Genomic DNA, 22,889 nt, shown 5'->3' with positions numbered 1-22,889 from the left:
AGCAAAGCGTTTTTTTATGGTTTTTGTTGAATATACTGTGCTTAGGGATGTTTTTCATTTATGCAGTTTAACGATAAATTTGTTGATTTATCCAGTCCTAAAATAATGGGAATTTTAAATGTTACGCCTGATTCTTTTTCAGACGGCGGGCACTTTAAACACTTCGATACTGCCTTACTGCACGTGGAGTCTATGTTGTCCGATGGGGCTGACTTTATAGATGTAGGAGGCGAATCCACCAGAGCTAGGCGCAGAAGATGTCGACCAACAGCAGGAACTCGACCGTGTTTTACCAATTATCGAAGCGATCAATCAGCGTTTTGATACTGTTGTCTCCATTGATACGAGTAAAGCGTTAGTGATGCAAGAAGCTGTGACGGCTGGCGCAGGGTTAATCAATGATGTGCGTGCTTTGCAAGAGCACGGCGCTTTACAAGCTGCAGTGATGGCTGATGTGCCTGTATGCTTAATGCATATGCAAGGTCAACCAAGAGTCATGCAGCACAATCCAAAATATGAAAATGTGGTCACTGAGGTGACAACCTTTTTACAACAACGAATTGATACTTGTATCAAAGCAGGGATGAAATTCGAGCAATTAATAGTGGATCCCGGTTTTGGATTTGGCAAAACCCTTGAGCATAATTATCAGCTTCTGGCAGAGCTGCATCAGTTAAACAAATTGGGCGTACCTATTTTGTCTGGTACTTCTAGAAAATCCATGATTGGTAACTTACTCGGTCGTGATGTTAACGAGCGATTAGCGGGGAGTGTGGTCACTGTTAGTCTAGCCGTATTGGCCGGTGCAAAAATTTTACGAGTGCATGATGTTAAAGAGACAGTTGATGCTGTTAAAATAACAACATTAGTTAAGGAATACAGGAATTTAGAATGAGCGAAAGAAAATACTTTGGGACCGATGGAATTCGTGGAAAAGTAGGTGAAAACAAAATTAATCCAGAATTTGTTATGAAGTTAGGTTGGGCCGCTGGCAAGGTATTAGCTGGTGCAGGTACCAATAAAGTACTTATTGGCAAAGACACTCGAATCTCGGGTTACATGCTAGAATCGGCGCTAGAAGCGGGACTGTCGGCTGCCGGTATTAATATAGGTTTACTGGGCCCTATGCCAACCCCCGCTATTGCCTATTTAACGAAGACCTTTCGTTCAGAAGCTGGCATCGTGATTAGTGCCTCTCACAATCCTTACTACGACAATGGTATAAAGTTCTTTTCGGCTGACGGAATGAAGCTTGATGACGAGATTGAACAAGCTATTGAAGCCCAGTTGGATCTTGAAATGGAATGCGTGGCGTCGGATAAATTAGGTAAAGCCACGCGAATTTCTGATGCCGCCGGTCGTTATATCGAGTTTTGTAAAGGTAATTTCCCGTCAGACTTGTCTTTGAAAGGCTTAAAAATTGTTGTCGATTGTGCCCATGGCGCGACGTACCATATTGCTCCAGACGTCTTACGAGAATTGGGTGCCGACGTGATAGAAATTGGTACCCAACCCAATGGCTTGAATATCAACAAAAATGTTGGTGCTACCTCGATGAAGGCAGTGACCGATAGTGTGTTACAGCATAAAGCAGACCTGGGCTTTGCCTTGGATGGTGACGGTGACAGGATTATGTTGGTCGACCATAAAGGTAACGAGATTGACGGTGACCAGATTGTTTATATTATTGCTCGAGATGCGTTAAAGTCTGGTCAATTGAAAGGTGGTGTGGTTGGTACGGTAATGAGCAACTTGGGCCTTGAAGTGGCCTTAGGGACGTTAGGTGTTCCTTTTGTGCGTAGTCAAGTTGGCGACAGATATGTAATGGAACTATTGAAACAAAAAGGTTGGTCGATTGGTGGCGAGGGGTCGGGTCATGTATTAAATTTGGCTGCGGCGTCCACCGGTGATGGTATTGTCGCAGGTTTACAGGTATTAGCTGCTATGCTAAATGCCGAAATGACCCTACATGAATTATGCTCAGGGGATGACCAAATACCCACAGACGTTAATTAATGTTAGGTTTACTGACGGAAAGCAACCCCTAGAAGATGACAGTGTTCAACGCGCAGTGGTAAAGGCTGAAACTGCATTAGGCAATAAAGGTCGCGTTTTATTGCGAAAGAGTGGTACAGAGCCACTGATCAGAGTGATGGTTGAAGCAAATGACCCTAAGGATTCGAGCACTTGGGCTGAATATATTGCCGATGCTGTTCGTAAAGTGAACGAATAGTTAAAACTCAAAGTATAATTGGCTTATGCCACTTGTATAATCGCGCTGGGTTGGTTAATATCTCGCGCGCTTTTTTATTGATGCCAATAGGAATATTCAATGCAAGCAAATAAACGTAGGTCATTAGTGGTTGGGAATTGGAAAATGAACGGCGATAGGTCGTTGGTTGAAAAAATACAATCACAATTTAGTCAAGCAAGTTTAGCGAATATGGATTGGGCAATTTGTCCTCCCGCTGCATATTTAGGTTTGTTTGATTCAAAAACCCCATTAGGGGCGCAGAATGTTAGTCAATTTGACTCGGGAGCACACACTGGTGAACTATCAGTATCCATAGTCAAAGACTTAGGTTGCCAATACGTAATTGTTGGTCACTCTGAAAGACGTGAAGATAACTTTGAGTCTGATGAAGTGGTTGCATTGAAGGTAGAAAAAATATTGGCCGCTGGTTTAACCCCTATTTTATGTGTGGGGGAGCCAGAGTCAGTAAGAGATGCAGGTACTGTATTTGAGTATTTAACTAAGCAATTAGATGCAGTGGTGACTTTGGTTGGAATTTCAGCCTTTGCAAATATAGTACTAGCCTACGAACCTATATGGGCGATAGGCACAGGTAAAACTGCTAGCCCGGCACAGGCTCAAGATGTTCATGGCTTTATTCGTGGATATTTAGCAAATTTAGATTCAAACATTGCGGCTGGTACAACTATTTTGTATGGCGGTAGTGTAAAAGGAAGCAATGCCAAAGAATTATTTTCTCAGGCAGATGTAGATGGTGGTTTAATTGGTGGTGCAAGTTTAAACCCCGAAGATTTTTTAAGTATTTGCTTAGCTGCAAATCTATAGAGGCAACACATGTTTTACGAAGTATTAATTATTGTTTATTTGATCGTAGCGATTATGTTGATTGGTTTCGTACTGATCCAACAAGGTAAAGGCGCAGATATGGGCGCTTCTTTTGGTAGTGGCGGCTCAAACACTGTTTTTGGCTCTGGCGGTTCTGGTAACTTCTTGACACGGACTACCGCTATCTTGGCCACCTTATTTTTTGTAATTAGTTTGATTTTAGGTAACCAAACTGCTGATAAAGAAAAAGGTACTGATGACTTTCAAAACATTGAAGTTCCAGTAGTAGAACAAGCAATAGAAACCGATGTTCCAGCAGCGCTATCTGAGGTACCAGCTGTGACTGAATCAGATGTACCTGCGGCAGAACAAGCTGCAGAAGAAACTGACGTACCTAACTAGGGTAATAATACGAATTATGCGGATGTGGTGGAATTGGTAGACACGCAGCCTTGAGGGGGCTGTGGCTTAGGCCGTGGGAGTTCGAGTCTCCCCATCCGCACCATACAATGGTTCTATCAGAACTGTTATGAAAACCATTTGCTTGCAAATGGTTTTTTTTATTTTAAGACGACTAATAGCAGATGACAGTTTAGTCTGTCGCACGTTACGGGCTGCAAAGAAGATAGGAGATAGCGCTTAAGAATAGCGGGTATAATCTGTTATACAGGCATGCTATTCGTTATTGAATCATGGAGACGGGTTCTTAATATCAACTTTTAGACCTGTGGTTGTGTATCCGTGCCTCAGTTGCCCTTTCAATACTTCATTCGTTCACAGGCAAAATAAACAACCTGGATCCTAGATAAGCCGAACTTTGCGATGACCCTATTTTTGTGTCTAGTGACGTAGCAATGCTTGGCAATAGCACGTTATTAAGTATGACAACCCGCCTTGCTATACACGAAAAGTTTCGTCAGCGAGTGAACATTTAGTTGAGGTTACTTCGACAAAGCGTATTAAATTATTGAATTATATTGATATTGCTTAGCGTAAACTAGTGTTTAGCTTAAACGATACTGCTTATCCAGATCTCAGGTTAAATAGCCATCAGCCACTTAAAAACGGTGGTGAAAATTCGTATTGAATGGCAGGGTAATTGACATGAATTACTCGATGAGTACCAATAATGCAGATTGTCCACCCCATTCTTTCGGCGCTTGGTGAAAGCCAATAATACTAGGGTGTTGAATAAGCCAGTTGGGAATCGCACTTTTTAACGCATAGGTACCTTTGCCGTGCATGATTTGTACGCAGTAAATATGTTGTTTCTGCGCGGCTTGTATTAGTGCAGCAATTTCAAGCTTGGCGTCATCTTTTGTATAACCGTGCAAATCTAAGATAAGATCGGGAGGGTAGTCGCCACGACGCAGGCGTTTTATTTCGTGGCTATGTGCGCTGTCTCTGACATATTTAAGTGGCGCATCTATTTCGAAATGTCCTTCAAAACCGTCTGAAAATTGAAATGCGGCAGAGGCTTGCTTAAAATCGACTAATTCCCTTAAGTTTTTTTGCTTAGGGTTCCAATTCTGCTTGCTGGAAAAGCGTTGAGGCGGTATTTTGTCCTGCTTCAATGGCGCGATGTCTTTAAACTCATTTTTGAATAGGTTGAGTTCATCATCAACATCTGAAGTCGAGTCTGAAAATAGTGTTTGTTTTATGAGTGTTTTATTAATATCCATCTTGGTCGAAGTATACCAAGTTTGGTGACATAGAACATAATTAGCGCCAATAGATTTAACTGCATACGAGATAATATGACCAGTACGATAGAAAACGAAACGTTAGTAGAAGATTTACACAGCATGCTAGATATGGTGAGGTGGTCGGTGAGTTGCTTTAATCAAGCTGGACTATTTTATGGTCATGGTACCGACAATCCTTGGGATGAAGCGGTAAGTTTGGTTTTACAGTTATTGCATTTACCACAAAATTTGCCAGAGCAAACTGGCGATCAGCTGTTTCATAGCAGATTGACTAAAACCGAGAAGCTGCAGATAGTAGAGCTTGTTAATCGTCGTGTGCAAGAACGTATTCCTGTTCCTTACTTGACTAATCAAGCGTGGTTTTGCGGATTACCTTTTTATGTCGATGAAAGGGTGCTCATTCCACGTTCACCTTTTGCGGAACTGATCCATGATCACTTCGCAAGTTGGTTAGGTGAACATGAACCAGACAATATTCTTGATTTATGTACTGGTGGCGGTTGTATCGCCATCGCTTTAGCCTATGCCTTTGAAAATGCTCAAGTCGACGCGGTGGATATTAGTACCGATGCGCTGGCCGTTGCAGATCTAAATATTACCGAGCATGGTTTAAACCATAGAGTCTTGCCGATTCAATCGGATTTGATGACTGCACTGCAAGGACAGCAGTATGATTTGATCGTGAGTAATCCTCCATATGTGGATGAAGAGGATATGGCCGATTTACCACAAGAATTTCATCACGAACCCGAGTTAGCATTAGCGGCTGGCCATGACGGGCTTGATTTAGTGGAGAGTATTCTACGCCAGGCCCCCAATCATTTAACGGAACATGGCTGGTTATTTGTTGAGGTTGGCAATAGTGAAGTACATATGCACAGCCGATATCCAGAGTTACCCATTCAATGGATCACCTTTGAAAATGGTGGACACGGTGTATTTGCTATAAGCAAGAACGAATTAGTTGAGTACTGGCGCGCGGTAGACCATTAAAATAGATGCAGTTATGTAAATTAGCATGAGTTGCTCATTCTTAAAGTACCAAGATAAATAGGATTTAAATATTATGGCAGGTAACACCTTCGGAAAATTATTCACCGTCACCACCTTTGGCGAAAGCCACGGTATTGCTATTGGCGGCATTATCGATGGCTGTCCTCCAGGGTTAGATATCTCTGAAAGTGATTTACAAGTTGACTTAGATCGCAGAAAACCAGGCACGTCTCGTTATACCACTGCCAGACGTGAAGAAGATGAAGTGAAAATTTTGTCTGGTGTATTTGAAGGTAAAACTACCGGCACCAGTATTGGTTTATTAATTAATAATAATGATCAAAGAAGTAATGATTATTCAAAAATAAAAGATACATTTAGACCTGGTCATGCAGACTACACTTACCAGCAAAAATATGGTCTTCGAGATTATCGAGGTGGAGGCCGCTCATCGGCACGTGAAACTGCTATCAGGGTCGCAGCAGGTGGGGTGGCGAAAAAATATTTGCAACAACATCATGGTATTGAAATTCACGGTTACTTGTCCCAGTTGGGGCCAATTAAAATTGAAAGCGTTGATCATGCTGTAACAAATACCAATGCATTTTTCTGTCCGGATGAATCTAAATTAGACGAACTTGACGCTTACATGCGTGATTTGAAAAAGCAGGGTGATTCAATTGGCGCGAAGGTGTCGGTGGTAGCAACGAATATGCCTGTGGGATTAGGCGAGCCAATCTTTGATCGACTAGATGCCGATTTAGCTCATGCCATGATGGGCATCAATGCGGTTAAAGGTGTTGAGATTGGTGACGGCTTTGCAACCGTTGAACAAAAAGGTAGTGAGCACAGAGATGTAATGACCCCTGAGGGGTTTACATCAAATCGTGCTGGAGGCGTGTTAGGCGGCATCTCAAGTGGCCAAGATTTAGTGGTACATATGGCGCTCAAACCTACATCGAGTATTAGTGTGCTTATGGAGAGACCATTGATATAAATGGACAAAGTACAGAAGTGATCACCAAGGGAAGGCATGATCCCTGTGTGGGCATTCGTGCAGTGCCTATTGCCGAAGCCATGATGGCTTTAGTGGTGATGGACCATTTACTACGTAACCGAGCACAAAATGCTGATGTGCAGCGCACTACTCCAGTGATCCCGGGACAGGCTGAATAGCCTGTCACGTCCTTATTAAGCTTACCTCATTGCCAAACTCTGCTTTTTCTAGTGCTAATTTAGTTTTACTTGCCTTAACTTATTTCTTTTACTTTGGACAATTTGGCGTATTGATCCCTTATCTGGGGGTGTTTCTAGACGGTAGAGGGTTTTCATCAGCTCAAATTGGCGAGTTATTTGCGCTGATAACTCTTGCTCGTATTTTAGGGCCAAATTTACTAGCGGCCATTGCCGATAAAACCGGCCAACCATTACGGTGTTTGCAGATTGGTGCGTTGTTTACTTTTACTACGTTTTGTTGTGCATTTGTGATAAATGGTTTTTGGGCTCTAACCATTAGTTTCGCGTTCATGATGATGTGTTGGACCGCTATTTTACCGCAAATTGAAGTATTGACCTTGAATTGCGTGCACGCCAATCCTGCTCGTTACAGTAAAGTGAGATTGTGGGGCAGTATTGGTTATATTGTGTTGACCGTATTTACTGGAAAAATGATTGATGAGTTTAACTCTGAAGCACCAATTATCATTGGGGCTTTTGTGTTGTTCTCACTGTTTATGGCTACGCTTTTTGTTAGGCAACCGCCAGCAGATCCTAGTCATCAAATGGTTACGGAATCTATTTGGAAGAAAATTCATAGTCCTATCTTTTACGGATTTCTGTCATCAGCCATTTTATTGCAGATTAGTTTTGGTCCTTACTATGGTTTTTTTGCTTTATATACTCGTGATTTAGGTTATAGCGGCCAGATGACCGGCTGGTTAATTGCCTTGGGGGTGGTTGCTGAAGTCTTAATATTTTTGCAATCCGGCAAGTTGATAGCAAGGGTAGGGGTTAAGTGGATTTTATTTATCAGTATGTTGTTAACAGCATTACGCTGGTATTTGTTAGCTGTGCTTGCCGACCATTTGGCCGTGTTGATCTTTAGTCAGATTTTGCATGCATTTAGTTTTGGTATGGCCCACGCCGCTTCCATGCATTTTATTTATCACTATTTTAATAAGAAGCATCAAGGTCAAGGGCAGGCTATTTATGCCAGTATTGCTTTTGGTATTGGCGGTGCCGTTGGAAATTACGGTGCTGGCGTTATTTGGCAACAAGGGGTTGGCGCTGAACTCGCTTTTACACTCGCTGCTGGATTTGCCCTATTATCCGCTTTTTTGTTACTGTTTATTTCTGCTAAGCGTATGTAATCTATAGTTTATTACTAATTTTGTTGAGGTCGGTGTAAAAAGCCAACAAAATATGTAGAGTCATTATCTTTGATGTTTGACACTTTTATGACAAATTAATGACTAACTTATTGAAACAAAAAGCCTTGTTAGACCACTTTTATTGATAATAGTAGTTGACCTGTGTGGTGTGCGAGCTATACTGGCCCTGCTTGAAAGTAAGTTTGATATTTATGTACATTGTTTCGACGTTCCATTGCAGTACCCGGTCTCGTAGCTCATAAGTAATTGCAACACACTTCAGCACAACTAACGTCTCTTCGGAGACACAATTACTCTTGAAAAATATAGGAAATACTATGTCTACAACTACTGGTACAGTAAAATGGTTTAACGAATCTAAAGGTTTCGGTTTCATTCAACAAGAAAATGGACCTGACGTTTTCGCTCATTTCCGTGCTATCACTGGTACAGGCTTTAAAACTTTGGCTGAAGGCCAAAAAGTTGAATTCACTGTAACTCAAGGCCAAAAAGGTCCTCAAGCAGAGAACATCGTAGTACTTTAATTCTTACGAATTAAATTATTGCCAAAAAAGCAAACCTTTGGGTTTGCTTTTTTTATGCCCGAAAGAAAGTTTGCTTACTGGTTAACTTGAACAGAGGATAGTGAGTGTCGTTTCAAATTGAATTTTATGAACAATTCAAACAATTAATGATATGCCCAATCATATTGGAGTTGAGATTTATTCGCTAAGGGAATTTTCGTGTTTAGTAAGGCGGTTTTGCTATGTAATAACGGACTATGACTAGAAAATCCAACGTAGCTAGACGTCATAAGATCGTGATCGAGAGGCTAGGCTTATCCCAAGTTCAGGTTTGCTACTATTGCAGTGGGTACGCTTTTGCTCGAGAGAATACTGGATAACTTTGTTTTTCTGCTAAAAGTGAAAGTGATAAAGGCCTGCACTTCTGTACTCGGCGTTCATCTAGCGTCAATAGTATTTTGCGGTATTATGCTCATCACTTAGGTACTGCTAAGTGATGAGAGAATAGTTGTGAAGGGGCGGTACAATTCCCAGTCCAATTACTAAGACAAGCCTAGTGCATTTTCTAGGTTAATTATACGCCTTGGCTGGCTAAGTAGCTTTCGTAATCGCCTTTAAAGTCAACAATGCCGTTAGGGGTGATTTCAATAATGCGGGTTGCCAATGATGAAACAAATTCACGGTCATGACTGACAAACACCAACGTGCCTTGATAGTTTTCCAAAGCTAAGTTTAATGATTCAATCGATTCCATGTCTAAGTGGTTGGTTGGCTCATCCATCAATAAGATATTTGGCTTCTGTAGCATTAACTTTCCAAATAGCATCCGACCTTGCTCTCCACCAGAAATGACGTTTACTGACTTGCTTATGTCGCTTTGAGAAAACAACAAGCGGCCCAGCGTACCACGTATCACTTGCTCGTCATCGCCTTCTTGGGCCCATTGATACATCCAGTCCATTAAGGTCATGTCTTTTTCAAAGTCCGTGGCGTGATCTTGAGCATAGTATCCAATATTAGCGTTATCAGACCATTTTAAGCTACCCGAAGTAAGCTCTGTGTCACCCACTAAGCATTTGAGTAGAGTCGTTTTACCCGCTCCATTTGGTCCAATAACCGCCACACGCTCGCCAACTTCTATCATTAAATCTACGTCTTTGAATAGTACTTCTTCGTAGGCTTTGCTCATACCTTCTACTTCAAGGGCTAAACGATGTAATTTTTTCTCTTGTTCAAAGCGAATAAAAGGATTTTGGCGACTAGAAGGTTTCACTTCTTGGATTTCAATTTTGTCGATTTGTTTAGCCCGAGAGGTGGCTTGCTTTGACTTAGATGCATTAGCAGAGAAACGACTAACGAAGGCTTTTAGCTCTGATATTTGTGCTTTTTTCTTGGCGTTATCAGATAATAAACGTTCTCTCGACTGTGTCGCTGCGGTCATGTATTCATCGTAATTACCAGGGAATAACCGAATTTCTCCATAGTCGATATCCGCCATGTGGGTACACACTGAATTTAAGAAGTGCCTATCGTGTGAAATGATTATCATGGTGCAGTTACGTTCGTTTAGCACGGTTTCTAGCCAACGGATGGTATTGATATCCAAGTTGTTGGTAGGTTCGTCTAGTAACATGATATCCGGATCTGCGAAAAGTACTTGCGCGAGTAGTACTCGTAGTTTCCAGCCCGGAGCTATTTCACTCATAGGGCCAAAATGTTGTTCGACTGGGATCCCCACGCCGATTAATAATTCACCGGCCCGAGATTCTGCGGTGTAGCCATCCATTTCGGCAAACTCAGATTCTAAGTCTGCCACGCGAATGCCATCTTCCTCGGTCATTTCAGGGTTAGCATAAATCGCGTCGCGCTCTTCTTTTACCTTCCACAGTTCGTTGTGACCCATGACAACAGTATCGATGACACTGTATTCTTCGTAAGCAAATTGGTCTTGTTTTAATTTACCAATTCGCTCACCTGGATCGATCGAAACGTTTCCAGCGGTGGCTTCTAAGTCGCCACCTATGATTTTCATAAAGGTGGATTTACCACAGCCATTGGCTCCGATTAAACCGTATTTGTTGCCATTACCAAATTTGGCTGACACATTTTCAAATAAAGGCTTTGCGCCAAACTGTATTGTGATATTCGCAGTAGTAAGCAAGATTGCACCTCAATGTAAGCTGAATTTTGCTATTAAATTAGTTGTTGGTAGCTCAACTTTAAATAGCATGAAAAATTTGCGCGGGATTATGCCATAAAAAGCCTTGGCTAGCTAAGTGCGTTTTAGCCATATTGTCGATAGGCAATGGATATAAATTAAGCAAATGGCTATGCTAGGTTATTGCTGTGGGACGAAAAGTTCAACAATCTGTTAATAAGGCTAAATTAATCAATGAATTGATTCAATCTATCCGTATAATTACCTTTTATTATGTTCCCCAAGAAAAAGTAGTTTAATGAAAAGCATAGAAATAGACGATGACCTTTACCATTTTATTGCCGCTAACACACAACACATAGGTGAGAGTGCCTCGGATATATTACGTCGTATGGTAATGCCTGATTCAGTTACCAATAAAAGTAAAACAGTAGAGATTGAAGAAAACCAAGAGAAAAGTTATGTTGCTACAGCAGCTATTGTGGGATCTGACCATGATAGCGCGTGTCATGCTCAAGCCGTATTAGATGAGCTTGAAGGTATGGAGTTATCGACTATCCCAAAAATGGTAGATAGGTGGCTATTAGCTTTATCGGTATTGCATAAACACCATACTCATAGCTTTGCTAATGTTTTAGGAATGAGTGGCCGCAATCGTACTTACTTTGCTGATAATAAGGACAAATTATTTGAAACAGGTAGCAGTACAAATCCTAAAAACGTCACCTTGGCTCTGTTTATTGGGTTATCACTAATAACAACACAGTGAAAAAAATCAACATGCTCAAAGAAGTTGCGCAGGTTGTTGGTTTTACTGAACAACAAATAGAACGCTTAGTATTAATTTTTGCACCTGAACTGGTTTAATTAACAATTAAGGAAATTTATGGCTCTTCATCCAGAGGCTGGAAAACCAGCATCAAAACAACAATTGGTAAATGTAGCAAAACTGGTAAGTGCTTATTACACAAATAAGCCGGTAAAAGGCGACGCTAGTCAAGCTGTTTCATTCGGTACGTCTGGGCATCGAGGTAGTGCGTTGTTAAATACGTTTACCGATACTCATATTGCAGCGATATGCCAAGCGTTAGCAGAGTATCGAATTAAGCAAAACATCAGTGGCCCGCTGTATATGGGCATGGATACTCATGCGCTGTCTGAATCTGCTTTTTCTACTGCGGTCGAGGTGTTAGTCGCCAACGGTGTTAATTTGGTGGTACAACAAGACCGTGGGTATACACCTACACCTGTTATTTCTCATGCAATCTTAGAATACAACAATAGTGGTCAAGATGACCAAGCCGACGGTGTGGTTATTACGCCTTCTCATAATCCGCCAGAAGATGGTGGCTTTAAATATAATCCTCCACATGGGGGGCCTGCTGATAGTGACGTTACCAACGTTATTCAAAATCGAGCGAACGAAATAATAGCTCATGACATGCTGGACGTTAAGCGCATGAATTTGGCTGCGGCTTATGCGTCAGATTTAGTGAGCGAAATTGATTTCGCTGAGAACTATATTGCCCAATTAGACCAAGTGATTGACATGCAAGCGATAGCTAAAGCCGGATTAGTGCTAGGCACCGACCCTCTTGGCGGAGCGGGTCTTGGTTATTGGGATCGAATTGCAGAGCGTTATGGGTTAAACATTGAAGTGGTTAATCGTGACGTGGATCAACAGTTCGGTTTTATGCGCCGTGATAAAGACGGTAAAATTCGAATGGATTGTTCTTCTCCATACGCTATGGCGGGACTAATTGATTTAAGAGACAAGTTTGATTTGGCATTTGGTAACGACCCTGACTTCGATCGTCATGGCATAGTCACTAAGAAAAGCGGATTAATGAATCCTAATCATTATTTAGCGGTGGTCATTCAATACTTGTATCAACATCGCAGTGAATGGTCATCCAATTTGAAAGTAGGTAAAACCCTCGTCTCAAGTAGCATGATTGATCGTGTGGTAAAAGATCTCGGCCGTGAATTAGCGGAAATGCCAGTAGGCTTTAAATGGTTTGTAAATGGACTATTAGCAGAAGAAATTGGTTTTGCTGGTGAAGAAAGTGCCGGCGGTATCTTTTTGCGTCGCAACGGTAAGCCTTGGGCGACTGATAAAGACGGAATTATATTATGTTTGTTAGCCGCCGAAATTATAGCGGTGACCGGCAAAGATCCTGGTGAACATTATCAAGCGTTAACTGAAAAATTCTCAAATCCAGTTTACCGACGCATTGACGTAGCCACTAACCATGCGCAAAAGCAAGTCTTAAGTAAAATGGACAAAAGTGTCATTACGTCTACTCAGTTAGCGGGCGAGACTATTTTGAATATTCAAACCCATGCTCCTTAGCAACAATGCCGCTATAGGTGGAGTGAAAGTGAGTACCGAAAATGGTTGGTTTGCTGCTCGTCCCTCCGGTACTGAAGATGTATATAAAATTTATGCTGAAAGTTTTAATGGAGAAGAGCACTTACTGCAATTGATAAGTGAAGCACAAGAATTAGTTGAAGGGGTATTCAAAACGGCCGGTGTTTAGTTTTTGTAAGTAAACGGTGTTTAAGTTGTTAAATATGAGCGTGGCTTTTTTAAGTTGCGCTTTTTTTTGCCAAGAATTAACATATTTTTAACAAAAGGCGGTTCGAAAAGATGTTAAAAATAACCAAAGCATTTTAATTTTCTTAGTTTGCTATTATCGATGACAGCCTAACTAGTCAAACTAGGATATACGATCAATACAAGGACATTTATGGGCAGTACCAACAGTACAAAAAACGTTTCTGCAACGAGTAAAAACGTCATTAAAGATGCAATTGTTCGGCATTTGCATTGTTCATTAGGAACCGATGAAAATAAAGCCAATAATCATGCATGGTGGAAAGCCACGTGTGCATCAGTGCAGGAGCATGTACTTGAAGGACTGCGAAAAACTCAGAAAACCCATTACTTAAATGATACAAGGGCGGTGCATTATTTTTCCGCAGAGTTTTTAATGGGAAGACTAATGTCGAATAATCTGCACAACTTAGGATTATTTGAACAAACAGATCAAGCATTAAAAGAGTTAGGCGTAAACTTGACCGACATTATGGAAGAAGAGCCTGATATGGCATTGGGTAATGGTGGCTTAGGCCGTCTGGCCGCTTGCTTCCTTGATTCATTGGCAACACTCGACTTACCAGCAGTAGGCTATGGTTTGCACTATGAAAATGGATTGTTCCGCCAAGAGATCCGAAACGGTGAACAAATTGAACGCCCCGATAGCTGGCGAGACTATGGAAATCCATGGGAAATTTGTCGCCCTGAGTCAATCCAAGATATTTCACTTTTCGGTTATGTGGAAACAAAATATGGTGAAAACGACAGAATTCAAAAAGAGTGGCACCCAGGTGTAATTGTTAAGGGGTTGCCATGGGATATTCCAGTGGTTGGTTACGGCGGTAAAACCGTCAACGTATTAAGGTTGTGGCAAAGTCATGCTTCTAACTACTTTAATTGGGATGTATTTAATGCTGGGGGATATGTCGATGCCCAAAAAGAAAATGTGCAGGCAGAAACCATTTCACGTGTGCTTTACCCTAATGATGAAACGGAAGCCGGTAAAGAGCTACGCTTAATACAGCAGTACTTTTTAGCTCTTGCTCATTGAAAGACATTATTCGTCGTTACAAACGTGCTCATGGTGATGATTGGAGTTTGTTCTCTGATCAAGTGGTGATCCAACTTAACGATACCCACCCAGCCATAGCTATTCCTGAGTTGATGCGCATATTACTCGACCGAGCCGAATTAACATGGGAAGCGGCTTGGGAAATTACCACGCAGACCTTTGCTTATACTAATCATACCTTATTGCCTGAGGCGTTAGAAAAATGGCCAGCCCGTATGATCAAAAAGATACTTCCTCGACATTTAGAAATAATCTATGAAATTAACCATAGGTTTATGTCTGAAGTTGAGAAGATTTGGCCTATAGTGATAATTCGGTCAAACAAAAGCTTTCTATTATCGAAGAAGGTAATGAGAAAATGGTCAGAATGGGTAACCTGTCGGTTATCGGTTCATTTGCGGTCAATGGTGTCGCTGAGATCCATTCTGCTTTAGTGAAGAAAAACTTGTTTCCTGAGTTTGATCATATGTGGCCAGATAAATTAACTAATGTTACCAACGGCATAACGCCTAGACGTTGGTTAAAAGCGTGTAACCCCAAATTGTCTGCGTTAATCAGCGAGAAAATTGGCGAGGATTGGCCATTACACTTAGACAGGTTAGATGAGTTAACTAAGCTTGCAGATAATGCTAAGTTTCAAAAACAATTCATGAAAATAAAATATGAAAACAAGGTCAGTTTAGCCAAAGAAGTGCTTGAATTAACCGGTATTACCATAAATCCAAGGGCTATTTTTGATGTGCAAATAAAGCGCCTACATGAATACAAACGTCAGCACTTAAATTTGCTACACATCATGGCGTTATATCGTCGTTTGTTAGAAAACCCAAATTACGACATGCAGCCCAGAGTCTTCCTGTTTGGAGCGAAAGCTGCGCCGGGCTATAAGTTAGCTAAAGATATTATCTATGCAATTAACCAAGTAGCACAGCGTATTAATAACGACAAAAGGGTTAACGATAAGATTAAAGTCGTATTTTTGCCAAATTATCGGGTGAGCTTAGCTGAGAAAATGATCCCTGCAGCAGATATTTCTGAACAAATTTCCACAGCAGGTAAAGAAGCATCAGGTACGGGTAATATGAAACTTTCACTAAACGGTGCGTTGACTGTTGGTACTTTGGATGGTGCGAATATTGAGATCGCAGAAGAGGTGGGAGACGACAATATTTTCATCTTTGGCTTAACCGTCGATGAAGTACATGAATTAGACAAGAAGGGTTATAAACCTTTTGATTATTACTACAACAATAGTGAAATTAAAGCGGTACTTGATTGGCTAGAAACAGACTACTTCACACTCAGGTAAACCGGGTGCTCTAGCATCAATTAAGCATAGTTTATTGGAAGGTGGGGACCCATATAAAGTGTTGGCTGATTTCGATTCTTATTCAGAAGCGCAGATTCGTGCCGATAAAGCATATGCAGACCAATCAACTTGGGCAAAAATGGCTATATTAAATAGCGCTCGAATGGGTAAATTTACATCAGATCGTTCAATACAAGATTATGTCAAAAGGATTTGGAAATTGAACGCCTGTAAAGTGGAGTAAAAAATACCATTGTTATTGGTTGGACTAAAGTATAATGCTATAGTCTGGAACATTAAAAAATGCAAATAAGGCTCTTGTTAATGGGCCTTATTTTTAAGTTACCACTTGATTTTAAACGATACTTATTTTTAAAAAGATTGGCTGAGTAAGGGATTTTTAGTCGTATTAATTTTGATAAAACAGGACTGAAATATTTAATGCAGTATACTCATGAGTCTTTAGCAACCATTCCTAATCGGTATGCATTTTTAGATAATATTGAAAAATTACTGGTGGCCGATTCACATCAAAGTTTATTTCTGATTGATGTTGTGCGCTTTTCTGATGTGAGTAGTAGTTTGGGCTACGACTTTGGAGATAAAATACTATTAGAAATTGCCAACCGTATAATTTATATCGCTGACAATAAAGCCGTTTTTGGGCGTATAAGTGGTGATATTTTTGGTTTGGTTTTATCTGGTACGCAAAATCAAGCACAGCTTCACGAGTTTTATAGCCACTTAATTTCACATTTTAAAACACCTATTCAATGTGATGACCATGCGTTTATCGTGGATTTCAATGTGGGTGTTGCCTCAAACCCATTGCGTAACAAAAATATTAACTCACTTTTTTCGTTAGCTGAAATGGCTTTGCGGCAAGCGAAGTCGAACAAGTTTGATAATTTTCAGTATGCCAATGAAATAAATAATAGTGAAGGTGGGCGGTCATTAACCTTAAAAGCTGATCTAACACGAGCCTTGGCCCAGAATGAATTGGAAATATATCTGCAACCGGTAATTGATCTAAATAGTTTAGAGATACTGGGAGCTGAGTGTTTGTTGCGTTGGAATCACCCTTTGGATGGCGTGCTTTTTCCTGGCGCTTTAATAGAGGCCGCCGAATCATACAATATGATGAATGAAGTCGGGTATTGGGTGCTAAATGCAGCTTTTGAACATGCCGCTAAACTTAACCGTGTTGGTCTGCAGTTAAAAATTTCAGTCAACATGTCACCTACACAATTGTATGACTTAGATTTTGTGAAGTCTCTGCGAGAGATGTCAGTTCGCCATGGGGTAAAAATGTGTCAGTTTGAGCTGGAACTGACAGAAGACGTGGCACTATCGAATTCTTTGCTAGTCAAAAAACAGTTGAGTCAGATAAGGTCATTAGGTGTGTCTGTGGCCATCGATGATTTCGGCAAGGGATATTCTAATTTAGGGTATTTACGTAATATCGACATTGATACTATTAAAATAGATAAAAGCTTTATAATGGAAATCAATCAAAGTCCCATCAATAAAGCCATAGTTGAAGCAAGTTTACTCATTGCCAAAGCTGCAAAGTGTGGATTGGTGGCAGAAGGCATTGAAGACATAAGTCATTTACATATATTGCGGGAAATTGGCATTCAAAAAGGCCAAGGTTATTTGTTTTCAAAAGCGATCTGTTTAGATGACTTCATAGATTTGGCTTACAAAGATATGTCGGTGGGCACATCAATGATACGAGCAATGAACAGTTAAAACCCAACCCCTTGGTAGTCAATCTGAATCTAGATAAGCCAAACCTCTCGATTACGCTCTTTTTGTGTCTAGCGGCGTTGGATTGTTTAGCAATAACACGTTATTAGATACAACAATCCGCCTAGCGATACACGAAAAATGTCGTTACCGAGTAACATTTAGCTAAAGTTATGCAGACAAAAATATATTAAGTCATTGAATTATATTGATATTGCTTAGCGTAAACTAGTGTCTAGCTTGAACGATACTTCTTATCCAGAACTCAGGTTAATCACACTTCAACACTTAAGGTGTTTGATCCAGCGCCGTGTTAATTCTGGCTAAGTGTACACTTGCTGATTTGACATATATATACTGCAGTGGGTATAAACAGAGCAGGATCTGAAATGTCCTGCTCTGTTTGTCAACAATATTTTAGTCGTGCCAATGCTCAGTTATAACACGTTGAATATGGGGATAATTTTCATCTGTCTCATTGAGTATTTTACGTTGGTTTGCTAATTCAATTTTTAACTCTTGCACAATGTTTTGATAATCAGGGTGGTGATAACGGTTGATTAGTTCGTCAGGATCTTTTTCTAGATCATACAATTCCCAAGCAACAGGGGTAGGGGTTTTAGCAGGAATAACGCCATCTTTCCTACTCCAGTCCATGCCATAGTATACTTTGTCAGTTTGTTGAAAGTTTATATCGTAATTAATCCCATAGAAGAAAATAAGCTTGTAGCGCTTAGTACGTAATCCAAAATGCGCGGGTACGTCATGGTGTGCTCTGTGCATCCAGTAACGATAGTATGTGCCTTTGCGCCAATCGACTAGCGGCAAATTATCCAGCACCGCAGCAAAGCTCTTTCCCTGCATAAATGATGGCGCAGTTTGACCAGCAAGCTCTAACATGAAAGGAGCAAAGTCAGTATTGTTCGCCACTACATCTGATACTTTAGGTGCATCTTTTTTACCTAGGTGTCGAACAATAAATGGCATACGCATTGATTCGTCGTACATCCAACGTTTATCGATATAATCATGCTCACCCAACATCATACCTTGGTCACTGGTATAAATTATGATGGTATTGTCATACTGGCCAGACTCTTTTAGGTAATTGATTAAACGTCCCATGTTGTCGTCTACTCCTTTTACCGTGCGTAAATAGCGACGCAAATATTCTTGATAAGCTTGATGGGTGTATGCTTTATCACTTAATTCAGGATCGATATCCATATGAATTCCCATATTTCTTCTTGGGTTACGTTTGGATATTGAGGTGCCAATTTCCCATAACATGCTGTCTTCTTCACCTCGTGTAGCTATAGAGCCAAACTCAGGTTGCGCATACATACTAGACGGCTCTGGAATATGCACGCCTTTTAAATAGTCTTCGTATCTTGGTGCGTACTCGAACATATCGTGGGGCGCTTTAAAGTGATGCATCAAAAAGAAAGGCTTGTCTGACTTGCGATTTTTTAACCAGTTTATGGAAATATCTGTCACTACATCAGAAGAGTGCCCTTTGATAGTGACCTCGTTGTTTGGCCAACTTCCTTTGTTTTTGTCCCGTAAAATTGGATCGAAGTACAGGCCTTGCTCAGGCAGAACCTTGTAGTAGTCAAATGCCCCTGGCTCTTCTCGCAAATGCCATTTTCCTATCATCGCGGTTTCGAACCCAGCTTGGCCCATTAGTCTAGCGAGGTGCTGTTTCGCAGTGGGGATCGTGCCATTTAAGTCGAGAACACCGTTGGTTTGACTATATTGCCCCGTCAATACTGAGGCTCGGCTAGGTGTACAGATAGAGTTAGTGGCGAAAACATTTTTAAACAACGTGCCTTGGGTCGCTAGTTTATCAATGTTGGGGGTGGGATCTAATTTTGCTAACCTAGATTGGTATGCCCCTATGGCTGAAGCAGTGTGGTCGTCAGACATTACGTACAAAATATTATAATGCTTAGCGGCAGGTTGGCTTTTGGCCGTTGACGTAGCTGTTGGCAACTGGTGACATGCAAGCAATGCTAGCGATACCAATGAAAGCAAGCTTATTCGATGAACAGAGTGGATCATTTTAGTGGACATAATGTGTAACCCTTAGATTTTCTCTACCCTCATACGCCATTACTAACGGTTCTTAGCATGAAAGGTAAAGTGTGCTATTCCTAGTGAATCAAAACTCAATGAATTGATGTATTTATATGTAAAGCAAATAAACGCTAATTCGTTTACAGTTTATTGTCAACAAATTTACATTTTTGTCAGTATAAATTGAAACTCATCTTTGGCAGAAAAAGCTGCATGACGGCTTTATTATGAGAAAAAGAAGTAGGGGATTTTTGGGCTCACTGTTTTTGCCAGAGTAGTGTTGTGCGCTAGGTAATTTATATTTAATTGCGGATTTTGATAAATTAAAGTCGGTATTGGCTATTTGCCACTGCTATTATTGGTACTTCGTACTGTATAAACTAGCATTTGCAGCGTCCTTGCCAGCAAAGTACATCGATATATCTATGGTTTTGCTGGCAAGAGTACGTTTCGCCGCAAATATTGCTAGTCTGCTTACTTTAAAGCTAAATAGATCGCCTGAGTGAGTTGTTTCAGCTGTTCTGGAGCAATGATATACGGTGGCATGATATACACTAATTTGTTGAAAGGTCTTATCCAAACCCCTTGTTTGATAAACGCTTTTTGGAGCTCTGCCACGTTAACCGGCGATTTGGTTTCGACTACGCCAATTGCGCCCAATACCCTTACATCTGCTACAGCGTCTAATGCTCTACAGGGCAACAATTCTGTTTTGAGTTGTTGCTCGATCTGTGCGACTTGGTACTGCCAGTCACCTTGTTGCAGCAGCGCTAAACTGGCGTTGGCCACCGCACAGGCTAAAGCATTGCCCATAAAAGTAGGACCATGCATAAACACACCTGTGTTCGCCTTGGCACACCCCTTGGGCCACATCTTCTGAACAAAGGGTTGCGGCTAGGGTCATGTATCCGCCGGTAAGTGCTTTACCAATACACATAATATCTGGACTGATATCGGCATGTTCACAGGCAAACAGCTTGCCCGTTCGGCCAAATCCAGTAGCGATTTCATCACATATCAGTAATAGCCCGTAGTCATCACAAAGTTGGCGACAACGTTTCAAATATTCGGGATGGTAAATACGCATGCCCCCAGCATTTTGCACTATGGGTTCTATGATGAGTGCCGCCAGTTCATTGTGATGGGACTGAATTAGCTGCTCCAGTGGTTTGATATCATCTTCGTTCCACTGTTTGTCAAAACGAGTTTGCGGGGCTGGCGCAAATATTTGTTGATTAAGAGCGTCGGTGAACAAGCTATGCATACCGTTTATTGGGTCGCAAACCGACATCGCGGCGAAGGTATCTCCATGATAACCATTACGAGGTGTGATAAATTTATGCTTGTTGCTATGGCCTTGGCAGGCCCAATATTGCAGTGCCATTTTCATCGCGACTTCTACCGAGACAGAGCCTGAGTCGGCTAAAAACACCCGATCTAAACCTTGTGGCGTTATGTCTATTAACGTGCGGCAGAGATCAATCGCTGGCTGATGGGTTAGACCACCAAACATGACATGGGCAAATTTTTCGGTTTGATCTTGCAGCGCTTTATTAAGTGCTGGGTGATGATAACCATGAATGGCTGTCCACCATGAAGACACCCCGTCTACGAGTTTTTCGCCACTGGCTAAATGAATATGTACCCCTTCGGCTTTCACCACTTCGTAGCAAGGTAGGGGATTGATGGCAGACGTGTATGGGTGCCAAATATGCTGTTGATCAAAAAGGAGATTGCTTGGTAGTTGTTCTTTGTTCAAAATTTATCCAGATGTAAGCTTTGTTGTTCGATTTAAGTTGACAATGTGCGCCGGAAACATAGACTAAGCTCGCAAGTTTTGGAAGTAAAGTTTAATAAACCTGAATTCTGGATAAGCCGAACCTCTCGATAACGCTCTCTTTGTGTCTCGCGGCGTTGCATTGTTTAGTAATAACACGTTATTACGTACGACAATCCGCCTCGCTATATACACGAAAAATGTCGTCACCGAGTGAGCATTTAGCTTAGGTTATGTAGACAAGACATATTAAATTATTGAATTATATTGATATTGCTTAGCCTAGACTAGTGTTTAGCTTAAACGATACTTCTTATCCTGCACTCAGGTTAATAAAAATTAAGGTTCATTCATGTCACCACAAACTAAAGCAGTAAATTCGAATTCAAGCGAAATTCGTCACGACTGGAGTTTAGAAGAAGTTAACGCGCTATTTGCTTTGCCGTTTAATGATTTATTGTTTCAGGCTCAATGTGTTCACAGACAACATTTTGATCCCAATTATGTACAAGTTAGTACCTTGCTTTCGATTAAAACCGGGGCTTGTCCTGAAGATTGTAAATATTGCCCACAGAGTGCGCGTTATGACACAGGTCTTGAAAAAGAACGTTTACTAGAAATTGAAAAAGTGATCCAGCGTGCTAAAGAAGCCAAGCAAACTGGTTCAACACGGTTTTGTATGGGTGCTGCTTGGCGGAATCCTCGCGACCGAGATATGCCTTATGTGATCGACATGGTAAAAGAAGTTAAAAAGCTAGGGTTAGAAACCTGCATGACTTTGGGCATGCTAACTCGCGATCAGGCATTAGCACTAAAACAAGCTGGGTTAGACTACTACAACCATAACTTAGATACCTCGCCGGAATTTTACGGCGACATTATCACAACCCGTACATACCAAGATCGTCTAGATACGTTGTCGAATGTACGTGATGCCGGTATGAATGTTTGTTCTGGCGGAATAGTAGGAATGGGGGAAACAGCATCAGACAGGAGTGGCTTGTTGATGCAGTTAGCGAATTTAGAACAACAGCCAGAAAGTGTGCCCATTAACATGCTGGTGAAAGTTAAAGGGACACCGATGGAAAACGTCGATGATTTAGATGACTTTGACTTTATTCGTACTATAGCGGTAGCAAGGATCATGATGCCTAAGTCATTTGTGCGTTTATCTGCTGGCCGCGAAGCCATGAACGAGCAAATGCAATCTATGTGTTTCTTGGCCGGTGCCAATTCTATTTTCTATGGTTGTAAGTTATTAACGACTTCTAATCCAGATACCCATGAAGACGTGATGTTGTTCAAAAAGTTGGGAATTAACTCACAACAAACCCGAGAGTATTCAGACGAAGCGCACGAAGCTGCGTTACTTGAAGAAATCGAAGACAAAATGACTGACGATACTAACGAAAATTTGTTTTATGACGCCAGCACTAAGACGGTTGCCGAAGTGGTACAAAACTAGCCATTAGAAACGA

Annotated in this window: 12 protein-coding genes, 1 tRNA gene and 6 pseudogenes; 15 read left to right on the top strand and 4 right to left on the bottom strand. The window is 41.2% G+C overall.

What is annotated here, in order from left to right; all coding sequences use genetic code 11:
• The first annotated feature begins 60 nt into the window (after positions 1 to 60).
• The 5 genes and pseudogenes from folP to RS130_RS17455 all read left to right on the top strand — a co-directional run bounded on the left by folP (position 61) and on the right by RS130_RS17455 (position 3,584).
• Positions 61 to 895, top strand: a pseudogene (gene folP / locus RS130_RS17475) (dihydropteroate synthase).
• Positions 892 to 2,233, top strand: a pseudogene (gene glmM / locus RS130_RS17470) (phosphoglucosamine mutase). The pseudogenes folP and glmM overlap by 4 nt, the downstream one beginning before the upstream one ends.
• Before the next feature lie 99 nt (positions 2,234 to 2,332).
• Positions 2,333 to 3,079, top strand: a complete 747-nt coding sequence (gene tpiA, locus RS130_RS17465; RefSeq protein ID WP_316026992.1) for a triose-phosphate isomerase — start codon at positions 2,333 to 2,335, stop codon at positions 3,077 to 3,079.
• A 9-nt stretch (positions 3,080 to 3,088) separates the two neighbouring features.
• The gene (gene secG / locus RS130_RS17460; RefSeq protein ID WP_316026991.1) at positions 3,089 to 3,481 is read left to right on the top strand and encodes a preprotein translocase subunit SecG; all 393 of its coding nucleotides are present in this window, start codon (positions 3,089 to 3,091) and stop codon (positions 3,479 to 3,481) included.
• Between the two features lie 18 nt (positions 3,482 to 3,499).
• Positions 3,500 to 3,584 (top strand) — tRNA-Leu (locus RS130_RS17455).
• A gap of 604 nt (positions 3,585 to 4,188) precedes the next feature.
• Here RS130_RS17455 and smrB read toward each other — a convergent pair.
• Positions 4,189 to 4,761 carry an endonuclease SmrB gene (gene smrB / locus RS130_RS17450; protein ID WP_316026990.1) on the bottom strand — a complete coding sequence of 191 codons (573 nt, stop codon included), beginning with the start codon at positions 4,759 to 4,761 and terminating at the stop codon, positions 4,189 to 4,191.
• 75 nt (positions 4,762 to 4,836) lie between these two features.
• On the opposite strand from smrB, the gene prmB reads away from it, so the two are divergent.
• The 4 genes and pseudogenes from prmB (at position 4,837) to cspE (ending at position 8,692) form a co-directional block, all read left to right on the top strand.
• A complete protein-coding gene (prmB, locus tag RS130_RS17445) occupies positions 4,837 to 5,778 on the top strand; it encodes a 50S ribosomal protein L3 N(5)-glutamine methyltransferase (RefSeq protein ID WP_316026989.1) in 942 nt (313 codons plus the stop codon).
• Between the two features lie 73 nt (positions 5,779 to 5,851).
• Positions 5,852 to 6,954: pseudogene (gene aroC, locus RS130_RS17440) on the top strand (chorismate synthase).
• A 29-nt stretch (positions 6,955 to 6,983) separates the two neighbouring features.
• Positions 6,984 to 8,147, top strand: a complete 1,164-nt coding sequence (locus RS130_RS17435) for an MFS transporter (RefSeq protein WP_316026988.1) — start codon at positions 6,984 to 6,986, stop codon at positions 8,145 to 8,147.
• A gap of 338 nt (positions 8,148 to 8,485) precedes the next feature.
• Positions 8,486 to 8,692: a transcription antiterminator/RNA stability regulator CspE gene (gene cspE, locus RS130_RS17430; RefSeq protein ID WP_006994582.1), complete on the top strand. Its 207-nt coding sequence runs from the start codon at positions 8,486 to 8,488 to the stop codon at positions 8,690 to 8,692.
• Positions 8,693 to 9,245: 553 nt separating this feature from the next.
• On the opposite strand, the gene RS130_RS17425 is transcribed toward cspE, so the two are convergent.
• The gene (locus RS130_RS17425; RefSeq protein ID WP_316026987.1) at positions 9,246 to 10,832 is read right to left on the bottom strand and encodes an ABC-F family ATPase; all 1,587 of its coding nucleotides are present in this window, start codon (positions 10,830 to 10,832) and stop codon (positions 9,246 to 9,248) included.
• A 295-nt stretch (positions 10,833 to 11,127) separates the two neighbouring features.
• On the opposite strand from RS130_RS17425, the gene RS130_RS17420 reads away from it, so the two are divergent.
• The 5 genes and pseudogenes from RS130_RS17420 (at position 11,128) to RS130_RS17405 (ending at position 17,561) form a co-directional block, all read left to right on the top strand.
• The gene (locus RS130_RS17420; RefSeq protein WP_316026986.1) at positions 11,128 to 11,598 is read left to right on the top strand and encodes a Negative modulator of initiation of replication; all 471 of its coding nucleotides are present in this window, start codon (positions 11,128 to 11,130) and stop codon (positions 11,596 to 11,598) included.
• Between the two features lie 11 nt (positions 11,599 to 11,609).
• Positions 11,610 to 11,696 (top strand): hypothetical protein, encoded by an 87-nt coding sequence (locus RS130_RS23595; RefSeq protein WP_346433345.1) that lies wholly within the window; start codon positions 11,610 to 11,612, stop codon positions 11,694 to 11,696.
• Between the two features lie 19 nt (positions 11,697 to 11,715).
• Positions 11,716 to 13,369 (top strand): annotated as a pseudogene (gene pgm, locus RS130_RS17415) (phosphoglucomutase (alpha-D-glucose-1,6-bisphosphate-dependent)).
• Positions 13,370 to 13,579: 210 nt separating this feature from the next.
• Positions 13,580 to 16,053, top strand: a pseudogene (locus tag RS130_RS17410) (glycogen/starch/alpha-glucan phosphorylase).
• 197 nt (positions 16,054 to 16,250) lie between these two features.
• Positions 16,251 to 17,561: a putative bifunctional diguanylate cyclase/phosphodiesterase gene (locus RS130_RS17405; RefSeq protein WP_316026985.1), complete on the top strand. Its 1,311-nt coding sequence runs from the start codon at positions 16,251 to 16,253 to the stop codon at positions 17,559 to 17,561.
• 414 nt (positions 17,562 to 17,975) lie between these two features.
• Here RS130_RS17405 and RS130_RS17400 read toward each other — a convergent pair whose 3' ends face one another.
• Both RS130_RS17400 and bioA read right to left on the bottom strand, forming a co-directional pair.
• The gene (locus tag RS130_RS17400) at positions 17,976 to 19,631 is read right to left on the bottom strand and encodes a sulfatase family protein (protein ID WP_316026984.1); all 1,656 of its coding nucleotides are present in this window, start codon (positions 19,629 to 19,631) and stop codon (positions 17,976 to 17,978) included.
• A gap of 477 nt (positions 19,632 to 20,108) precedes the next feature.
• Positions 20,109 to 21,393, bottom strand: a pseudogene (gene bioA, locus RS130_RS17395) (adenosylmethionine--8-amino-7-oxononanoate transaminase).
• Between the two features lie 370 nt (positions 21,394 to 21,763).
• Between bioA and bioB the strand changes: the two are divergent.
• On the top strand, positions 21,764 to 22,876 hold the full coding sequence (gene bioB / locus RS130_RS17390; protein ID WP_316026983.1) for a biotin synthase BioB: 1,113 nt from the start codon (positions 21,764 to 21,766) through the stop codon (positions 22,874 to 22,876).
• Positions 22,877 to 22,889 lie beyond the last annotated feature (13 nt).

Source organism: Paraglaciecola aquimarina (assembly GCF_032464635.1).
GTDB lineage: Bacteria > Pseudomonadota > Gammaproteobacteria > Enterobacterales > Alteromonadaceae > Paraglaciecola > Paraglaciecola aquimarina.
This window is presented reverse-complemented; position numbering and strand designations above follow the sequence as displayed.